Origin of the sequence: Paraburkholderia sp. BL9I2N2 (assembly GCF_004339745.1) — a bacterium.
Taxonomy (GTDB): Bacteria; Pseudomonadota; Gammaproteobacteria; order Burkholderiales; family Burkholderiaceae; genus Paraburkholderia.
The window spans coordinates 1583995-1602165 of the sequence record NZ_SMGP01000001.1 but is presented as its reverse complement, the minus strand read 5'-3'; the positions used below and the strand labels follow the sequence as shown (position 1 = coordinate 1602165).

The following is an 18171-nucleotide window of genomic DNA, read 5'->3' as shown; positions in this document are numbered from 1 at the left end:
ATCTAAGATGGAAGAGGCGAGTTAGCCGCCGACTGCGACACCTCGGCAACACCGCGTGTAGCATGCGCCGTCCTTTCGACGCGGGGACGGCACAGCGCTTGCTCAACTGTCAGCGCCGCATGAGCTTAGGAGGTCGGGCGATGAAAACCTCGACACTGTTGACCATGGTGACGCTGTCAGCCTCGTGTTTTGCCGCGCCGGTTCACACCGCGCCGGACGGCACGAACGCCAATAGTCTTGCCGAACGCGCCAACGCAGCACCCGTCGCCCCTGCGGCGCCGGACGTCGCCGCCACGGACGATAATCGTCCGCAACAATGGCAACATATCGCGCTGCCCAAATCGCGGCATCTCGATCGAAGCTTTACCGGACAGAACGAGCATTTGCAGACCTGACGCCGGCATGTGCAGATTTACGCGCCGGTTGTATGCGTGAGACTTCGTGGCCCTGAAACGGCGACGATGGCGAGCGCGGCTGTGCACTTTCTAACGCGATAAGTAACGGGTCGCGCAGGCTGTGGCTCCTCGTTCAGCGGCAACACTCACGTCCCCAGTACCCATCACGTCCAACCGTATCAACAGGAGCGCTTGCATGACCGCATCGGCTATTCCCGGCGAATCGATTGACCTGCAGATCACCGACCTTCTGAGCGAAGTCCAGTTTCCGACCTACAAGGACGCGCTGGTCGACGCCGCGCGCGAAGCCGGCGCGAGCAACGAAGTGCTGTCGATGCTCGACGGCTTGCCGGAACAGGATTACGCCGACGTGGCTTCGGTGACGCGCCTCATCAGCGGCAATTACGGTCCGGGGCTCGGTGCATGAGCGAGGAACCGGCTTCATCGCCGACTGGTTCGCGCCCGCCGTCCCTTCCGCTTTCGCTTTCGTCAGGGCAGAAGCGCGGTTCCGACTGGATTTATCGCTCGCCGCAGACGGCCGGTGTGAGCGGAATCGAACGGATCGAGGCTTTCTTTCATCAGGCCGGCTACGCGATGCACCGGCACGATACCTATGCGATCGGCCGCACGCTGGCCGGGGTGCAGAGCTTTCGCTATCGCGGCAGCACCCGCAACAGCTTACCGGGCGGCACGATGGTGCTGCATCCCGATGAACCGCACGACGGCCAGGCCGGCACCGGCGACGGTTTTCACTACCGCATGATCTATGTCGATCCGGCGCTGTTCCAGCAGGCGCTCGGCGGCAAGCCGCTGCCGTTCCTGGAAGGCGGCCTGTCGAACGATCCGCGCCTGTTCGCCGCCACCGAGAGCCTGTTGCGCGCGATGGACAGCGCCATCGACCCGCTCGAACAGGACAGCGCGCTCTACGATCTGGCCGTCGCACTCGACACCGTCGCGGGCGCGCCGGATACACCGCGTCCGGTGGATTACCGCGCGGCGACGCTGGCGCGCGACTACCTGCTTGCGTCGCTCGATCGCGCCGTCACGCTCGACGAACTCGCCGCCGCCGCGGGCCGCGACCGCTGGAGTCTGTCGCGCGATTTTCGCGCGCTGTTCGGCACCAGTCCGCATCGCTATTTGACCATGCGGCGTCTCGATCTCGTGCGGCAACTGGTGCTCAAGGGTGTGTCGCTCGCGGACGCCTCGGCGGCAAGCGGCTTTGCCGATCAGAGCCACATGACGCGGCACTTCAAGCACGCCTGGGGCGTCGCGCCGGCGCAGTGGCTGAAGATGCTCGGCTCGCCGGCGCCCGGCGCGCGCTGAGCGAAGGCGCGCAGGATCGTACCGCGCCGCACAAGCGCGCACAAACGTTCAAGACCCGGCTCCGGCTTGCGCCGTACGCTCCTGCCTGACACAACCGCTCAGGAGGAGCACTGCGATGTCCGACGCACAGATCACTCAACGGCCGTATCAGGCCATCAACTTCGCCGAAAAACTGCGGCTCTTCAACGACCAGTGGCAAGCACGCGTGGTCGCCGAAATGAACGACTATCAGTTCAAGCTGGTGCGAATCGAAGGGGATTTCATCTGGCACGAGCACGCCGATACCGATGAAACCTTCATCGTGCTCGACGGGCAATTGCGCATCGACCTGCGCGATGGTTTCGTGCTGATTTCGGCGGGAGAGATGTTCGTGGTGCCGAAGGGCACCGAGCACAAACCGTACGCCGAACGCGAGGTGAAGCTGCTGCTGATCGAGCCGCGCGGTGTGAAGAATACCGGCGAGGAAGTCAGCGAACGGACGGCGGCGAACGACGTGTGGATTTAGGCAATCAATCTCGCAGTTCGCCGCGGCGTCGGCCGGCACGTGGCTCATCTACGAGATTCGTCCGCGCGGCTCGCGCACGTAATAAATGTCCCATTCGCTTTCGCCGGTTTTGACGAAGCCGTGGCGGCGATAAAAACGGTTCGAGTCGCTGTCGCGCAGCGCGCCTACTTTGATCGGCAGCGATTTCGAATCCGCCTGCGCGAACAGTTCGGCTAGTACCGCTTGCCCGATTCCCCTGCCTTGCTGCGTGGGGACGATGTAGAGATGGTCCAGCACGAGGTGATCGGCCAGGGACCTGAACAGCACGAATCCGGCTTGCGCGCCGTCGATCAGAATGAACCGGCAAAACGCCGGATCGAACGATGCAACGAAGCGCTCGCGAGCGCGCACCGGATCGAAGCGGCCGACACGCTCCAGGCTTTCGCGCATCGCCGCGATGCGGATGTGCACGAGCGTGTCGACGTCGGCGAACGTCGTGCCGGCGAAACTCAGGTTCATGCGGTTCGGCTCTCCGGGTAGTCTTATCGTTTTCGAACTCGTGCGGCTGCACGAGCCTCGAATCGAAGAAGATAACCCAGTCGCGCACGTCTCAGCCGAAAACCCTAACGCCGCACCTCACACGCCAACGCCCCTCGCGCGCCAAATCAAAACGGCGACGACGCCGCGACCCGCGAGCGCGCGGACTTGTGCGAAGGACGCGCCGCGTCGGCGGCCAATTCCGGCAGCGACAGGTCGTCCATGTCCGCAACAACCTTTGTCGACTCGGTCACGGAACGCGCCGGCGCCACGGTACGCGGATCGCGCGCCTGCCGGCCCGGCTGCTGGAAATACTCGACGAGGTGATCGATGAAAGTGCGCACCTTCGCCGGCAAATGCAGGCGGCTCGGATAGGCGATCGTGATTTCGATCTGCGGCAAACGGTAGTCGCGCAGCAGCGGCACGAGTCGCCCGGACGCCAGGTCACGGCCGATCAGATAGCTCGGCAGGATCGCCACGCCCATGCCCAGCAGCGCGAACTGCCTGAGCATCTCGGTATTGTTCGCGACGATCGCATTCGTGGGGCGCACGCGGACTTCGCCGTTCGGTCCGGTGAACAAACGCTCCTCGCCGCCCTGTTCGGCCGGCCGGCTCAGGCACGGATGCGAGAGCAGATGCTCGGGCCGGGTCGGCGTGCCGTGCTGCGCCAGGTAGGCAGGCGTCGCGCAAACCGTCAAGTAACCGGTGGTCAGCCGCCGTGTGACGATGCTCGCGCTGCGCATGTGCCGCGCCACCAGAATGCCGACGTCGAAGCCCTCTTCCACCAGATCGACATGGCGATCCGCGAGCGTGACATCGGGCACGACATCCGGATAACGCGCGGCATAAGACTGCACCACGGGCGCGAGGCTGTGCAGCCCGAACACCACCGGCGCGACGATACGCAAAGTGCCGACCGGCTCGTGATTGCGCGCCACCACCATCTGCTCCACGCCTTCGAGGTCATCGAGAATGTGGCGCACGCGCTCCAGATACGTCGTGCCGGACTCCGTGAGCGACAGGCGGCGCGTGGTGCGATTGAGCAGGCGCGTGCCGAGGCGCGCTTCCAGATCGGCGACATGGCGTGTGACGACCGCGGTGGAAAGGTCCAGCGCGCCGGCCGCGCCAACGAAACTGCCGAGGTCGGCCACTTTGACGAATACGCGCATCGACTGCAATTGGTTCATTGGACGACTCCTGCCTCGGTAAAGCCGGGCCGGCGCACCCCTCGCGCCTGTGTCGACCCGTGCGGCAAGGCGCGCGCGGGTTTGCCCAACGATCCGATTGTATCGACCCGATCATGTCCCAACCCTGACCTGAACATGACAATCCGGACAGGTTTGCGAGGCGTTCCCGTCACCTTCGCGGACTTATGGCGGGTTTTATTGCGAGCATTATTGCGAATTTTGACTAGGTATAAACCCTAGTATTCTGGTAACATAGCGCCCGAAAGTAATCAATCGCTATCGCTATGACACACCGTTTTCAGCTTTTCGAAAAAATCGCGTTCTCGCTGGTCTGCTGGTCCGCCGCCGCCTGTTCGGCCTTCATCGCTTACGAACGCTGCCCGGACATCAAGGTGGTCCTGCACGTGGGCAAAGAAGTGCTGCGCTACAGCGGTCAGTATTCGTACGTGTGCGCGACGCCGGTTGCCGACGCCTGCACCCAGTTGCCGACCAACTGATCGCGCGTTTCAACGCGCTTACGCGTCGCGCCCGAACACCACGCGCGCGAAAAATCCCGCCAGCACCGTTTCAGCCATCTCCGCCGGGACGTTCTGCGGGTCGACCGTGTAGAAAAACTGCACGCCGTCGCACAACCCCATCAAGCCGATCGCCAGCGTCTCCGGCGGCATCAGCATCGGCGTGCCGACTCGCGCCGAAAACTCGCGAATATACGCGCTCATTTGCTCGAGCTTCTCGTGCACGAATGCGTTAAAGCGGATCCGGAAGCGGCCGTCGCGCACCGCGAGCAGCTTCGCCTCCACCCACAACAGGAAACACTTGTTCTCGCGATGCAGGTTGCTGTAGTAGCGCAGCACGCGTTCCTCCGCTTCCTCACGCGATGCCGCGCTCGCGAAAATGGCCTGCAGCCCCGCCTGCATGATCTCGTGGTCGCGCCGCAGTAGCTCGAGAAACAACTCGCTCTTGCTGCGGAAGTTCGAATAGAACGCGCCACGCGTATAGCCCGCCGCCCCGGCGATGTCCTCGACACTCGCCGCGACAAAGCCTTTCTTCATAAAAATCGCTTGCGCAGCGTCGAGCAGACGCTCGCGCGTCTGGTCCTTGCTCTGCTCGCGTGTCAGTCGTTGCCGTTTCATGGGCGCAAGTCTAGCACTGAAAAGAATTCCAATTCACCCCAACATTCAAATACAGGTATGTATTAGAATGCACATCGTCATTCTGAATCAGTCGCGTATGCCAATTGCATGAACGGCCAGCGCGTCTTCGCTGGCGGGCCGCTGCGGCTTGCCCTGTTCGTTCGCTGTCTCGAGTTGGGGTAATTGTGAAGCGTCCCGGTCTTCCCGCATCGTTCGCGCTGCGTCCGCAGTCCCATCGGTATCGTCATCGCGCGCGCCTGCGCCGCGCCGCATTCGTGCTGGTTCTGGCCGGCGTCGTCACGCTGGCCGCGTGTTCGAAGAAAGAAGCCGCGGCGCCCGAGCCGCGTCCGGTGGTAGCCGTCGCCGTGCATGCGGACGGCAGCGCCACGCAGGCGGCGTCCTTGCCCGGCGAGGTGCAGGCGCGCTATTCGACGCCGCTGTCGTTTCGCGTCGGCGGCAAGATCGTCGAGCGGCGCGTGCGTCTCGGCGATGTCGTGAAGAACGGGCAGATCGTCGCCCGGCTCGATCCGGCGGACGCGCAGAAGAATGCCGCGAGCGCGCAGGCGCAGCTCGCCGCCGCGCAGCATGCTCTCGTGTATGCGAAGCAGCAACTCGATCGCGATCAGGCACAGGCCAAAGAAAACCTGATCGCGCCCGCGCAACTCGAGCAGACGACCAATGCGTACGCATCCGCCGTCGCGCAGCGCGATCAGGCCGCGCAGCAGGCGGCGTTGTCGAAAGACCAGTTGCAATACACCACGCTCGCCGCCGATCACGCCGGCGTGATTACCGCCGAACAGGCCGACACCGGCCAGAACGTCTCCGCGGGCCAGGCCGTCTACAACCTCGCGTGGAGCGGCGACATCGACGTGGTGTGCGACGTGCCGGAAAGCGCGCTCGCCGCGCTCTCGGTCGGGCAAACCGCCAACGTCACGCTCGCCGCGCTGCCGGGACGCAAGTTCAGCGCGCACGTGCGCGAACTGTCGCCCGCCGCCGACCCGCAAAGCCGCACCTATCGCGCCAAACTCACGCTCGAGAATCCCGGCCCGGACGTGCGCCTCGGCATGACCGCCGATATCGAACTCGCCGCGCAAGCTAACGCCTCGGCTACTCGGCACGGCTCGTTCACCGTGCCCGCCACCGCGCTGTTCCACGACGGCACGCAACCCGCCGTGTGGATCGTGCGCGCCGCGGATAACGCGCTGGAACTGCGCCGCGTGACCGTCACGCGTTACAACGAACGCACCATCGTGATCGGCCAAGGCCTCAAGGACGGCGAACGCGTCGTGCTGCAAGGCGTGCATACGGTGAGCGCCGGCGAAAAAGTCCGCGCGATCGCCCCGCTGCATCCCGAGGACTTCGCTTCATGAGCACCACGCATGAAGAAGGACGCTTCAACCTGTCCGCATGGGCGCTGCGCCACCAGGCGCTGGTCGTTTTCCTGATCGCGCTCGCGACCGCCTTCGGCATCCTCGCCTATACGCGTCTCGCGCAATCCGAAGACCCGCCCTTCACGTTCCGCGTGATGGTGATCCGCACCTTCTGGCCGGGCGCCACCGCGCGCCAGATGCAGGAACAGGTCACGGACCGCATCGGCCGCAAATTGCAGGAGACGCCCGCCATCGATTTCGTGCGCAGCTACTCGCGCCCCGGCGAATCGCTGATGTTCTTCTCCATGAAGGACTCGGCGCCGGTCAAGGACGTGCCCGAGACCTGGTACCAGGTGCGCAAGAAAGTCGGCGATATTGCGGCGACGCTGCCGCAAGGTATTCAAGGCCCGTTCTTCAACGACGAATTCGGCGACGTCTACACCAACATCTACACGCTCGAAGGCGACGGCTTTTCTCCCGCGCAACTGCACGACTACGCGGACCAGTTGCGCACGGTGCTGCTGCGCGTGCCGGGCGTCGGCAAGGTCGATTATTTCGGCGACCCGGATCAGCACATCTACATCGAGATCGCCAACACGCAACTCACGCGCCTCGGGATCTCGCCGCAGCAGCTCGGCCAGGCCATCAATTCGCAGAACAGCGTGTCGCAGGCCGGCACGCTGACCACCACGGACGACCGCGTGTTCGTGCGCCCCACCGGCCAGTTCAAGGACGTCAACGCGCTCGCCGACACGCTGATCCGCATCAACAACCGCTCGTTCCGTCTCGGCGATATCGCCACGATCAAACGCGGCTACGACGATCCGGTTATCACGCAGATGCGGGCGGGCGGTAAGGCCGTGCTCGGCATCGGCGTGACCATGCAGCCGGGCGGCGACGTGATCCGCCTCGGCAAGGCGCTCGATCAGCAGATGGTGCAGTTGCGAAGGGCGCTGCCCGCCGGCTTGCAGTTAGTCGAAGTGTCGAGCATGCCGGACGCGGTCGCGCGTTCGGTCGACGACTTCCTCGAAGCCGTCGCCGAAGCGGTGGCGATCGTGCTGGTGGTGAGCCTGATATCGCTCGGCGTGCGCACCGGCATGGTGGTCGTGATCTCGATCCCGGTGGTGCTCGCCGTCACCGCGCTGTGCATGTATCTGTTCGACATCGGCCTGCACAAGGTGTCGCTCGGCACGCTGGTGCTCGCCTTGGGACTGCTCGTCGATGACGCGATCATCGCGGTCGAGATGATGTCGGTCAAGCTGGAGCAAGGCTGGAACCGTACGCGCGCCGCAGCCTATGCGTACACCAGCACCGCGTTTCCGATGCTGACCGGCACGCTCGTCACCGTCGCCGGGTTCCTGCCGATCGCGCTGGCCAAGTCGAGCACCGGTGAATACACGCGCTCGATTTTCGAAGTGTCGGCGATCGCGCTGATCGCCTCGTGGCTCGCCGCGGTCGTGCTGATTCCGTTGCTCGGCTATCACCTGCTGCCCGAGCGCAAGCGCGAGGCGCACGAAACTCATCTGCCCGACGATCATGAGCACGACATTTACGACACGCGTTTTTACCGGCGCCTGCGCGGCTGGGTCGGCTGGTGCATCGAGCGGCGCTTCGTCGTGCTGGCGATCACTGTCGTGCTGTTCGTGCTGGCCATGGCCGGCTTCACGCTGGTGCCGCAACAGTTCTTCCCGAGTTCGGACCGTCCCGAGTTGCTGGTGGACGTGCGGCTGCCCGAAGGCGCGTCGTTCGAAGCTACCTTGCGTGAGGCCACGCGGCTCGAAAAAGCGCTGGTGGGCCGCCCGGAAATCGATCATACGGTCGACTTCGTGGGCACCGGCGCACCGCGTTTCTATCTGCCGCTCGATCAACAATTGCCGCAGCCGAATTTCGCGCAGTTCGTGATCACAGCGAAGTCGGTGAAGGATCGCGAAAAACTCGCGCAATGGCTCGAACCGGAATTGCGCAACAACTTTCCGGCGATTCGCACGCGTTTGTCGCGCCTGGAGAATGGGCCGCCCGTCGGCTATCCGGTGCAGTTCCGCGTGAGCGGCGACGATATCGCCACCGTGCGTTCGATCGCAGAGCGCGTCGCCGCGACCCTGCGTTCGAACCGCGGCACCAGTAACGTCCAGTTCGATTGGGACGAACCCGCCGAGCGCTCGGTGCGCTTCGAAGTCGATCAGAAGAAAGCGCGCGAACTCGGCGTGAGCTCCGACGACATATCGAGCTTTCTCGCGATGACGCTCTCCGGCTACACCGTCACGCAGTACCGCGAGCGCGACAAACTGATCAGCGTCGATCTGCGCGCGCCGAAGGCCGAACGCGTGGACCCCGCGCAACTCGTCACGCTGGCCATGCCAACGCCGAACGGTCCCGTGCCGCTCGGCACGCTCGGCCACTTGCGCAACGACCTCGAATACGGCGTGATCTGGGAACGCGACCGTCAGCCGACCCTCACCGTGCAGTCCGACGTCGCGCCCGGCGCGCAAGGCATCGACGTCACGCACGCGGTGGACAAGGCGCTGGGCCCGATTCGCGCCAGCCTGCCGGTTGGCTACCGGATCGAAATCGGCGGCTCGGTCGAGGAAAGCGGCAAAGGCCAGACCTCGATCAACGCGCAGATGCCGATCATGATCATCGCCGTGCTCACGCTGTTGATGATCCAGTTGCAGAGCTTCGCGCGCGTGCTGATGGTCGTGCTGACCGCGCCGCTCGGGCTGATCGGCGTGGTGCTCACGCTGCTGCTGTTCGGCCAGCCGTTCGGCTTTGTCGCGATGCTCGGCGTGATCGCGATGTTCGGCATCATCATGCGCAACTCGGTGATTCTGGTCGATCAGATCGAACAGGACATTGCGTCGGGACATAAGCGGTTCGATGCGATTGTCGGCGCGACCGTGCGGCGCTTCCGGCCGATCACGCTGACCGCGGCCGCCGCCGTGCTCGCGCTGATTCCGCTGTTGCGCTCGAACTTCTTCGGTCCGATGGCGACCGCGCTGATGGGCGGCATTACGAGCGCCACCATCCTCACGCTGTTCTATCTGCCCGCGCTGTATGCCGCGTCGTTCCGCGTGCGTGCCGACGAACGCGAGCCGCAAGCGCCGTCCGCGTCCGGCACGACGCATACGGGGAATTGAGCATGGCTAATCTCTCGTTGCTCCGACACGCGGGCCGCGCCGCGCTCACCGGCATGGCATGCGCGCTCGCCGCCTGCTCGTTCGGGCCGAGCGGCGAGCCGCCCGCGATGCCGCAACCGGCACACTACGGCGCCGAAGCACAGCCGACGCAAACCGTGCCCGCGCAAGGCGTCACGCAGCAGTTCGTGGTCGGCGCGAAGCCGGTGCCCGAATGGTGGAAGCTGTATCAGTCGGACGCGCTGAACGCGCTCGTCGACGAAGGCCTGCGTAATAGTCCGACGCTCGCCGCGACGGACAAGAGTCTTGCCGCCGCGCGTGAGCAGTTGCGTGCGCAGATCGGCAGCTCGATGCTGCCGACCGTCGATCTCGGCGGCCAGGCGACGCGCAACCGCGCATTGGCGATCCCCGAGATCGGACCGAACACGTTTCTGTACAACATCTTCGTCGGTCAATTGCAGGCGCACTATACGTTCGATCTGTTCGGCGCCGCGCGTCTGGCCGACGCGGCGCTCGCGGCGCGCGTCAACGTGCAGGCGTATCAGTTCGACGCCGCGCGCCGGGCGCTGGCCGCCAATATCGTGAGCGCCGCGATCACGAGCGCCGCGCTGCGTGCGCAGATCGAAACGACCGAACGGCTCGTGACGATCGCCAACGATCAGGCTCGCGACACGCAGCGGCGCTATGCATTGGGCGCCGTTTCGCATGCCGACCAGTTGAGCGCGCAACAGAGCGCGGCGAGTCTGTCGGCGAGCTTGCCGGGGCTGAAGCAGCAATGGCTGAGCACGCGTCACGCGCTCGCGGTGCTGCTGGGCCGCACACCGGATGCCGCGCCGGACGATCTCGAACTCGCCCAGTTGCATGTGCCTGAACAGGTGCCCGTGGTGGTGCCGTCGGAACTGCTGCGCGCGCGTCCCGACATTCAGGCCGCCGACGCCGCCTTGAAGGCCGCGGCGGCCGATGTCGGCGTCGCCACGGCGCAGATGTTCCCGAGCCTGTCGTTGAGCGCGTCGATGGGACAAGGCGGCTTTAGCTGGCCGGTGGCGCTGTCCGGCGCGGGCGCGATCTGGAGCATCGGCGCGTCGCTGTCACAGCCGCTGTTTCACGGCGGCGCCCTGTTCGCGCAACGGCGCGCAGCGGTCGATACGTACGATGCGACGGTCTCGCAGTACAAACAGACGGTACTCGCCGCATTCCAGAATGTCGCCGACACGCTCGCCGCGCTGGAGCACGACTCGCAGGCGCTGGACGCCGCGAACGTTGCCGCGCGTTCGGCGCAAGGCATCTTCGACGAAACCTCGGGGCGCTATCGATTGGGCGCGTTGCCTATCGCGTCAGCGCGTTCGAGTGAGCAGCAGTTTCGCAACGCGCAGCTCGATGAGATCCGCTATACGAGCGCGCGTCTGACGGATACGGCGGCGTTGTTCCAGGCGATGGGGAATCCGCCGATGGAGCCGGCTGCGTCATCCGCGTCCGCTTCGACTTCGGCCTCGGCCTCGGCGATTCGGGCAGCGAACGCGGGCATCGCCGACTAGCCAAACCTGGGATTCCGTACTGATCGCCGCGGACTTATCCCCACTTTTTGTTGATGAGCCTGTTGAAAACTATCTGACAAGCAGGCTAACACCTTGAACGCATGGGGAATTGTGCAGGCGGTACGGAATGAACCAGCAGGCCCGGAGCGGTAGCTTTTTCACGGAACGAAGAACCTGGGATGCCTCGACGTTATCCCCAGTTTGGGTTGACAGGGTTGTTGATAACTCCGGGGCTACACGCTTAAGTGCTCGAGCCGAAGGGGTTTGTTGCTTGAGGTGCCGGTGGATGCAGCGGCGTTGGGCGCCGCGACTTGTGTCTCGTTTGCCATTCAAGCCAACGCTGTCCTTCAATGGCGACCAACAAAGCACGTGACTTGTCTAAAATCCAGACAGTCCAGTTCGTGCCCCCGTGCCGGGCCGGTGCATATCGTGCGGCGATTTTGCCCTGTTCAGGGGTAGTCAGTAGGCGACTCAATTTTGATGCGTGCGTCAAACAGCTTTGGCGCGCGAGCGAAGACGTCCTGATAAGTCGATCCTCGTTGCTCGCATCCTCGTTACTCGGCGCTGTGATCGGCAGGAGACACATCAGGTATAAACCTAAGTGTCGACCAATTTGGTTGTTGCAATGGTCCATCGCCCCACCGCAAATATTCAAGCTCATACAAACGGTCGGCCGGATCGGCGAACAAAAGCAGGGATATCAACGAGCCATCCTCGTCGCTCACTTCTCCCTCAACCGGGTATAGGCTCTGGCCGCCACCATGTGGATGCTGATATCCTTCAAGGCAGATTTGGATCAATTCTCCGTCCGCCAGTTCGGCTTCTACCTGTGCGATTGCCAGGTCATTCATCAGCCTGTTGCGCGCTTCACTGTCAAGCCGTGATGCTACGCCACGGATGAAGTATTTTTCGTCGTCGGTAAGTGCGCGAATCACATCAGTATCCTTTCACAGGAAAAATAGTTCCCACACTCGCTGTGCCATTCGGCAGGATACGCACCCGGAACTCAACCAGGACGCCGTCAACGGTCATTCTGCCAACCGCGCTTGTATTGGGAAGCATGTCCGGCATCATACCGGTCACAGCATCTGCAACCTGGCCCTCTGCGTTTGCGACATTTACACCCTCCGCTTCCAAACGGGAGGCATAGTGACCCGTCTTGAAAGTAAGGTCTCCGGCACTATTCACGCCCGTTGGCTTGCACTGCTTCGCTTCCGTCGCCTGCTGAATGCCTTGCTTGCTGGCCCACATCGGGTCTTTGGCAAGCTGGAATACAAGCCAGGCAAAACGAGCGCCTGCAGCGATTGCGCACTCAGGACACACCGGCTCCAGTCCCGGCTCCTGCACGAACTGCAGCCCCCTAACCATACCGAGCAGATTAAGCGATGGCCCTGCGGGCAAGACTCCAGACTCGACATTCTCAAGCCACTTGTCAATCTCATCATCACTGATGGAAAAGTCGGGGCCGAGATTTGTCGACACAGTACCTGCACGCGCCACCAGAGTTCCATCCGCAGCGTACGTGTAGTTGACTTTGAGGGCGCGTTGAACATTTCCGTTTAGCGGACTTGCATCTTCGAAGTATTGGAAACCGATCAGCCGTCCACGTGCGTCGTAATAGGGATTCGCAGTGAAGCCTGGGCTGTTGAACTTGATCGCCCGGTGCGCTGAATCTCGCTGGGAAACTATAAGTATGTTTCCAGTCTTCCTGTCGCTAACCGATCGCAGGTTGCCGGTCGCGTCTTGCGTTATCCCCCATTCACCCGTCAACTGCCCGTCGTCGTACATCTGGGCAAACGTCAAACGGTTCGACGAGTCATACACCATTCCGTAGGTACGGGTCGGGCCGTCAGCCAAGGCCGCGGCCAAACCATCCGCCCCTGTTGCATCCGTGGTCCGTCGCTCACTGACGCCCGTCGCATTGCCGTTCGCGTCATATACATATGTGCGGAGCCATCCTGGTTTTGCGACCATATAGGGACGCAGACTCACGGAATCAGCGTAGCGCACCGTTGTAATCGCTATACCGCCTGAATTACTGATCGAAGTCGCCTGGATGGGACGATCAGCCTCGTCATATTTGTATTGGACATTCTTCCCAAATGGTGTGATGTCACTGGTCAGTTTGCCTCCAGTGTCCCAACCCATGCTGTAGCCAGCGTCACTTCCTGTCGCGCGCGACATTCCCCCGATCGAGGAGAAGTTCACGGTCGTCGCGCGCTGGTTGCTGGTCACCGTGGATGTGTTTGCACCGTAGGCAAATGACACATTCTGCTGCGCGTTCGGATGGGTTACCGACGTGGCACGGCCCATCGCATCGTATGCCCAGGTCGCAACACGAGTGCCTGTCTCGTCAATCACGCCAGTTAGGGCACTGGTGAAGCGCGTGTCCTCATAGGCGTAACGGCGGACGCTCCCATCTGCCCAGGTAACAGAAACAAGGTTGCTAAATCCGTCATAACCGTACTGCGTTACATTCCCGGTCGAATCCGCGAACTGAGTAATACGGTACTTCGCATCGTAAGTCAGACGGATGGTCAGATCGTAGTAGGAATTTGTTCCGGCTGCGTGTTCGGTAACCGCGACAAGCAGGCCCACTGCCGGTGCCACGGAGACGGGGGTATTCGCATCGCTGTATGTCAGCGTAGCCACCCGACCATCGTGTTGGGTAACAGACAGCAGTATTCCCTGTGCGGAATAGGCTTCTCGGTTGCCATTGGTCAAGTCATCAAGCGTCCACGATGAAGCGCTTTGCGTCAACGTTAGCGGTTTTCCGTCCGCGGACCGCCATCCGCCGGAAGCTTTATTAAATACAACCGGGTTCCCATCTTCACGGTAAGCAGTGACCCGCGACGGAACACCATTTACGTTCGCAAGATTTAACTGGCGCTGCCAGTTGTGAACCCAAAGAGACCCAAAGCCGGAATCTGGTCGCGCAACCGGACGAGCGCGGTAAGTGCGGCTGAAAATAAAAGGCCGGTCGTCGCCGCTATGAAAATCAACTTCCCTGATCGTCGTTGCACCTGAATCTGCATAAACCGGGTCAGCCACCGGACAACTATTATCTGCACTCGTGTCGTCCGGCGGCGTCCCACACCACCGCGTGATTCGCGCCGGCTCGTTGACGCAATAGTGGTTTGAGGTCCGCCGGAAAAAGTGGACGCCAACATTCCGTAAAATTGAGGAATGGAGGCATACATGAGTCGAATCCCCAAAGCCGTCTACACGAAGGAATTCCGTGAAGAGGCGGTGAAGCTTGCAATGACCGAGGGCGTTGGCGTATCGGAGGCTGCGCGTCGGCTGTCGATATCAATGAAGACGGTGGCAAACTGGGTGCGTGCTGCGAAGGCAGGCAAGCTGGAACGTGTAGGTCAGCATCAAAAGCCGCTGACGGAGATCGAAGCGGAACTCGGGCGAGTCAAGCGGGAGCTGGCGGAAGTTAAAATGGAGCGCGATTTATTAAAAAAATTCGCGACGTACTTTGCGAGGGAGTCGCGGTGAAGTACGGCGTGATTGAACAGATGCGACAGGACTATCCGGTGCCGCCGATGTGCCGGCTGCTGGGCGTTTCCGTGAGCGGCTATTACGCGTGGCGCAAGCGCTCGCCGTCGTTGCGGGCACAGCAGGAGCCGAGACTGGAGGCCGAAGTGCTGGCGGCGCATCAGCGCACGCGTGAGAGCTTCGGGCCCGAACGCTTGCAGAAGCACCTCGACGAGCACGGCGTGCGGCTCGGTGTTCACCGCATAAAAAGGCTACGCAAAAAGCTGGGACTACGCTGCAGGCAGAAACGCAAGTTCAAGGCGACGACCAATTCGAAGCACGACCTACCGGTGGCGCCGAACCTGCTGAACCAGGATTTCACTGCAACCTCGCCGAATCAGGCCTGGTGCGGCGACATCACGTATATCGCGACTGACGAGGGCTGGCTGTACCTCGCCGGCCTGAAGGATCTGTTTAGTGGGGAGCTCGTCGGCTACGCCATGAGCGAGCGCATGACGAAGCATCTGGTAATGCAGGCGCTGTTCCGTGCGGTTGCATCGCAGCGCCCGGCGCCCGGCCTGATCCATCACACGGACCGTGGGTCCCAATACTGCGCTCACGCCTATCAGGATCTCGTCGGCCAGTTCCGCATGCAGGCGTCGATGAGTCGACGAGGAAACTGCTTTGACAACGCGCCGATCGAATCGTTTTGGGGCACGCTAAAAAGCGAGCTGGTCTATCATCGACGCTTCGCCACGCGCGATGAAGCCAAGCGATCCATCAGCGAATACATCGAGATGTTTTATAACCGGCAGCGCACGCAGGCTCGTCTCAATTACCTGTCACCTGTAGCATTCACGCAGCGATACTATCTGAATCAGGTCGCTGCTTAACCCGTTGGCGTCCACGCGTCTCGACCGACCTCAGTTGGACAGATTGATGGGTGTGTTTCCCCATGCATTTGCGAAACAGGTCGAGGTTCCTTGTATCGCTCCGGACCTGACATATAGTGGGGCGCAAACTCCGTCTCCACTCTCGGCATTGGCGCCGAACGCCACCAGGAGCAACATGAATGCTGCCAGCAGGCGGGCCGCCATTCCAGTTGCAGTTTCTTTGCTTCTGTTTCTTTTCATAGTTATCCTGATTGGTGGTACTTGGCTCGAGCCAGAGCACCCTATCGGGACTGCAATGAACAGAAAATCCGAATATTCCTAAAATTACGCCTGGCTTGCACATGAACATGTTTGCCGTCGTCCACGCCCACATGTGATGTAGGAAAATAACCCGACGCCTGTCATCCATCTGACGTCAGCCTGCAAAAGGCACATTGCCCGTCCCAGCACGTTTAGGGCGCACTGACACGAGACTAGATGAGCAAAAAGATGGGGGGCGTGCAGCAGATCGTGCGGGTTGCAGTCCGGTGCTTCCCGATTGAGCTCCGGAGATCGCCATGAGCACAGTGATATATTCGCGCCATCCGATGGCAATGAAAGAGGTAACAGACTGTGACGAATGAGACTATCCACACGATGCAGATCGCTGACCCGTATGATCTCGTGACTACGAGACACGGGACGATGCTGGCCAATCGATACGATGTCTACATTGGCCACGCACTGATCGAATACGGCGAATACTGCGAATTGGAAACCCAATTTCTGCTGCAGTTCATCAACCGGCCAGGTACGATATTGGAAGTCGGAGCGAATGTCGGCAGTCAGACCATCGCTCTGGCAAAGACTGCCAAAACAGTCGGTGCCGTCGTCATGGCATTTGAGCCGCAACCGTTCGTATTCCAGAATCTGTGCGCGAATCTGGCATTGAATGGAATCAGCAATGTAGCCGCCTGGCCTTTCGCCTGTGCTGCAGAGGAAGGGTCCGTATGGCTCCCTCATCTGGACTATAGCCGCTCGAACAACTTCGGTGGTATCTCCGTACAGGCAGAGGAAATACCGGAAGGTGTCGAAGTACCCTGCGTCCGGTTGGACGACATGACTGGTGCACGGGGCGTGCGGCTCATGAAGATTGACGTTGAGGGATTCGAATTGCAGGTACTGCAAGGCGCGCAGCAGATTCTCGCCCGTGATCGTCCGGTGCTGTACGTCGAGAATGACAAGGTTGCCCACTCGCCTGCGCTCATCGAATATCTGTGGAAGCAGGGATACAGGCTGTGGTGGCATATCAGCCCGCTGTTCAACCCGGAGAACTTCCGGTGCAGAACTGAGAACCTTTACCCAAGGCTGTCCGCTTTTAACATGCTGGGACTGCCGCGTGAATCGAACATGACACTGCAGGATGGCTACGAGATCACGGATGCGGGATTTCATCCGCTGGCCGGTCCTTCCGCCTGACCACTCGGTGAATGCCATGGATGAACCTGTCTCACGGGCGGCGCGAGACAAGTCCGCGCGAGGATCGCTCGCGTTCGACCTTGTACTGCGTGTCGCTCCGCTGCCGGACATCCTTGCAGCCTAAAGTCTTCGTTTGCAGTGCGTCGCGAGACAAACTTATCCACAGTTTGTGTTGACAGACCTGTTGATAACACCAGGAGACCCCGCCTAAGTACTTGACCCCGCACCACATTCACCACCAGACGCATTTGACGCCGACCCGCCTCAATAAACGCCCGCCTCACCTGCCGGCCGATTCTTGAACCGCTTGTGCACCCAATAATATTGATCAGGAATCCGTCGCACCTGCGTCTCGAGAAATTCGGTGATGCGCCGCGCGTCGACGGCCACGTCGTCGGACGGGAAATCGCTTAGCGCTTCGAAGATGCTCAGCTTGTACCCGCGATAATCCGGCAGCACTTCTGTCACGAACGGCACTACCCGCGCATTCGCCGCGCGCGCCATCCGCGAGACGGAGGTCAGCGTGCAGGCCGGCACGCCGAAGAACGGCACGAACACCGAATCCCGCAAGCCGAAATCCATGTCCGCGGCCAGCATCACCGGCTTGCCGTCGCGCAGTACGCGCAACGCTCGCCGCACGCTATCGCTGCGTGGAATCATCTCCGTGCCGAAGCGGCCGCGCTGCCGCTTGGCCATCGCGTCGAGCAGGAGATTCGACATCGGCGTATAGAGCGAAGCGACCGGATGCCGCGTCGAGTACATCATGCAGCCCGCCTCGATACCGACGAAATGGAAGCCGACGAAAATTGTCGGCTGACCCGCCATGTCGGACAGATCGATCGCGCTCTCCACTTCGACGAGGCGTGCCAGCGCCTGCGCATTGCCGAACCATTGCGGCCCGCGCTCGACATAACTGCGGATCACGTGACAAAAGTGCGCGCGCGCCAGACGTTCGCGCGCCTCGTCGCTCATGTCCGGGAAACACAGCTTCAGATTGGTATGCACGACACGCCGGCGCGTGCTGGGAATGCGGTACAGCAACGCGCCGATACCGCTGCCGATTCGCGCGACAACGCTATACGGCAGAAAGGCAAATGCGCGCAGCAGACCTGTCATCAGACAGATCAGGATTCGACTTTTCACAAGGCGGGACCCGGTGGATGCTGGATGGCAAACACGTCGGCCGCGGCAACCTCTACATTGCCAGCGGACGAAGTGACATGCGCGCGCGTCATACCGGGTCTC

Annotated in this window: 16 protein-coding genes; 10 read left to right on the top strand and 6 right to left on the bottom strand. The window is 61.8% G+C overall.

The window, feature by feature from the left end; translation table 11 throughout:
- The first annotated feature begins 140 nt into the window (after window positions 1-140).
- The 4 genes from B0G74_RS07540 to B0G74_RS07525 all read left to right on the top strand — a co-directional run bounded on the left by B0G74_RS07540 (window position 141) and on the right by B0G74_RS07525 (window position 2223).
- Entirely contained in the window at window positions 141-395 is a 255-nt protein-coding gene (locus tag B0G74_RS07540; protein ID WP_132374214.1) for a hypothetical protein, read from the top strand.
- Between the two features lie 196 nt (window positions 396-591).
- Complete coding sequence (locus tag B0G74_RS07535; RefSeq protein WP_132374213.1) at window positions 592-822, top strand: DUF2795 domain-containing protein; 231 nt, start codon at window positions 592-594, stop codon at window positions 820-822.
- On the top strand, window positions 819-1718 hold the full coding sequence (locus B0G74_RS07530) for an AraC family transcriptional regulator (RefSeq protein WP_207915626.1): 900 nt from the start codon (window positions 819-821) through the stop codon (window positions 1716-1718). Before B0G74_RS07535 ends, B0G74_RS07530 begins: the two co-directional genes overlap by 4 nt.
- Window positions 1719-1833: 115 nt before the next feature.
- Window positions 1834-2223, top strand: coding sequence for a cupin domain-containing protein (locus B0G74_RS07525; protein WP_132374212.1), 390 nt, complete (start codon window positions 1834-1836; stop codon window positions 2221-2223).
- 48 nt (window positions 2224-2271) lie between these two features.
- Here the strand turns inward: B0G74_RS07525 and B0G74_RS07520 are convergent, their stop codons facing one another.
- Both B0G74_RS07520 and B0G74_RS07515 read right to left on the bottom strand, forming a co-directional pair.
- Entirely contained in the window at window positions 2272-2721 is a 450-nt protein-coding gene (locus B0G74_RS07520; protein ID WP_132374211.1) for a GNAT family N-acetyltransferase, read from the bottom strand.
- Window positions 2722-2867: 146 nt separating this feature from the next.
- Window positions 2868-3926 (bottom strand): LysR family transcriptional regulator, encoded by a 1059-nt coding sequence (locus B0G74_RS07515; RefSeq protein WP_132374210.1) that lies wholly within the window; start codon window positions 3924-3926, stop codon window positions 2868-2870.
- Window positions 3927-4210: 284 nt separating this feature from the next.
- Between B0G74_RS07515 and B0G74_RS07510 the strand changes: the two genes are divergently transcribed.
- The gene (locus B0G74_RS07510) at window positions 4211-4423 is read left to right on the top strand and encodes a hypothetical protein (RefSeq protein WP_132374209.1); all 213 of its coding nucleotides are present in this window, start codon (window positions 4211-4213) and stop codon (window positions 4421-4423) included.
- A gap of 18 nt (window positions 4424-4441) precedes the next feature.
- Here the strand turns inward: B0G74_RS07510 and B0G74_RS07505 are convergent, their stop codons facing one another.
- A complete protein-coding gene (locus B0G74_RS07505; RefSeq protein ID WP_132374208.1) occupies window positions 4442-5059 on the bottom strand; it encodes a TetR/AcrR family transcriptional regulator in 618 nt (205 codons plus the stop codon).
- 218 nt (window positions 5060-5277) lie between these two features.
- Here B0G74_RS07505 and B0G74_RS07500 point away from each other — a divergent pair, with 218 nt between their 5' ends.
- The 3 genes from B0G74_RS07500 to B0G74_RS07490 are packed head-to-tail and all read left to right on the top strand — an operon-like array spanning window position 5278 to window position 11095.
- A complete protein-coding gene (locus B0G74_RS07500) occupies window positions 5278-6429 on the top strand; it encodes an efflux RND transporter periplasmic adaptor subunit (protein ID WP_132376876.1) in 1152 nt (383 codons plus the stop codon).
- A complete protein-coding gene (locus B0G74_RS07495) occupies window positions 6426-9563 on the top strand; it encodes an efflux RND transporter permease subunit (protein WP_132374207.1) in 3138 nt (1045 codons plus the stop codon). Before B0G74_RS07500 ends, B0G74_RS07495 begins: the two co-directional genes overlap by 4 nt.
- A gap of 2 nt (window positions 9564-9565) precedes the next feature.
- The gene (locus B0G74_RS07490; protein WP_132374206.1) at window positions 9566-11095 is read left to right on the top strand and encodes an efflux transporter outer membrane subunit; all 1530 of its coding nucleotides are present in this window, start codon (window positions 9566-9568) and stop codon (window positions 11093-11095) included.
- Between the two features lie 554 nt (window positions 11096-11649).
- On the opposite strand, the gene B0G74_RS07485 is transcribed toward B0G74_RS07490, so the two are convergent.
- Window positions 11650-12030 (bottom strand): hypothetical protein, encoded by a 381-nt coding sequence (locus B0G74_RS07485; RefSeq protein WP_132374205.1) that lies wholly within the window; start codon window positions 12028-12030, stop codon window positions 11650-11652.
- A gap of 1 nt (window position 12031) precedes the next feature.
- The gene (locus B0G74_RS07480; RefSeq protein ID WP_132374204.1) at window positions 12032-14146 is read right to left on the bottom strand and encodes a DUF6531 domain-containing protein; all 2115 of its coding nucleotides are present in this window, start codon (window positions 14144-14146) and stop codon (window positions 12032-12034) included.
- A gap of 147 nt (window positions 14147-14293) precedes the next feature.
- Between B0G74_RS07480 and B0G74_RS07475 the strand changes: the two genes are divergently transcribed.
- Together B0G74_RS07475 and B0G74_RS07470 are read left to right on the top strand one after the other, a co-directional pair.
- Window positions 14294-15468 (top strand): IS3 family transposase gene (locus B0G74_RS07475; RefSeq protein WP_132373085.1). Its coding sequence is split into 2 segments (ribosomal slippage): window positions 14294-14564 and window positions 14564-15468, totalling 1176 coding nucleotides; the frame shifts between segments, so codons are not numbered across the junction.
- A 684-nt stretch (window positions 15469-16152) separates the two neighbouring features.
- The gene (locus B0G74_RS07470; protein WP_132374203.1) at window positions 16153-16926 is read left to right on the top strand and encodes an FkbM family methyltransferase; all 774 of its coding nucleotides are present in this window, start codon (window positions 16153-16155) and stop codon (window positions 16924-16926) included.
- 264 nt (window positions 16927-17190) lie between these two features.
- Here B0G74_RS07470 and B0G74_RS07465 read toward each other — a convergent pair whose 3' ends face one another.
- Window positions 17191-18042, bottom strand: coding sequence for a lipid A biosynthesis lauroyl acyltransferase (locus tag B0G74_RS07465; protein WP_243658138.1), 852 nt, complete (start codon window positions 18040-18042; stop codon window positions 17191-17193).
- Window positions 18043-18171 lie beyond the last annotated feature (129 nt).